1 protein-coding gene is annotated in these 1,179 nt (G+C 65.2%); it reads right to left on the bottom strand.

The features are described 5' to 3' along the window. The coding region (locus tag EKD05_RS25515) for a beta-propeller fold lactonase family protein (RefSeq protein ID WP_165361001.1) at positions 1–1,179 on the bottom strand (1,179 nt) is incomplete at both ends.

Below are 1,179 nucleotides of genomic sequence, written 5' to 3'. Positions count from 1 at the left end.
TCAAGCGTGCGGAGGAGACCGGTTTGGGGATCGAGCACGCTGTCACCCTGCTGCCAGGCTTGCTGGAAACGCAGCCGGCCCTGCTCGGCCAGATTGCGCTGGAAGACAGCCACCGCATTGGCGCGCTGGCTGGCCGCATAGACGTACTGACCATCGGGGCTGACCGTCACCCCAAAGATGCCGTCTAGCCCTTCGATCCTCCCGCCATCCTTCAGGGCCTCGTTAAAGCTGAGTTGGCCGTTGGCCAGGTTGCGCGTGATGCCGACCAACTGGTTGTTGGCATAGCCGGCGACATAGAGATTGCTCCCCTCGGGGCTTATGGCGAGCCCACGTGCCCCGGCCAACTCACTGCGGTTCAGGCTCATCACAAAGCGCGCCCCGGCGGGGAAGAGGCCGCGCAACCCGCCATTCGCTGCCCGGCTCAGCACGGTCAAATGGCCGGTGGCACTCGCCACGATGACATGCAGCCCGTCGGGACTGACCACGACGCCCTGAGGATTATCGAGGCTGCTGATCGTGCCGGCACATTCGATAAGCTGGGGTGGCGGGCGCACGCGACAGCCATAACTATCACCCTGCTGCACCGTATCAAGCAGGGTCAGCAGCCCGGTGGTTGCATCACGCGCAAAGGCGGTCACACTATCGCTGGCACTGGCCGTCACATACACAGTGCGCCCATCAGGGCTGACCGCCACATACCGCGGGCCGTCCAGGCGCAGCGTGCCCTCGGGCAGAGCTGCATTGTGCTGGTAGGTCGCCCCGACTTGCAACGCCCCATCGGGGCTGCGCCGCAGCATGATCAAAAAATCGCCGGTCTGCGCTGCCAGATAGAGGTGCTGGCCATCGGGGCTGATCGCCAACCCGTGCGGCCCACTGCTAGCCCCGGTACTGGCTTGCCCCAGGGCGAACGAGGCCAGCGGTGGTTGCAGGGGACGCACGCCCTGGCAACTCACGTCGAAAGTGACCGTGGGTTGTTGCGGGTCGTTGGTGCTCATGCTGAGCGTGGCGGTACGCAGGCCCGGCGCACTCGGCGTGCAGCGCACGCCAAGGACCGCAGGCGCACCGCCATCAGGGATGGTGATCGGATCATTGCCATTCCAGCCCACCAGGCTAAAATCGCCGGGATTGAGCCCACCCAGACTGAGTGCGCTGATGGTCAGGCTGGCCCCGCCAATCTCA

Source organism: Candidatus Chloroploca sp. Khr17, assembly GCF_004138165.1.
In the GTDB taxonomy this organism is placed as follows: domain Bacteria; phylum Chloroflexota; class Chloroflexia; order Chloroflexales; family Chloroflexaceae; genus Chloroploca.
This window is presented reverse-complemented; position numbering and strand designations above follow the sequence as displayed.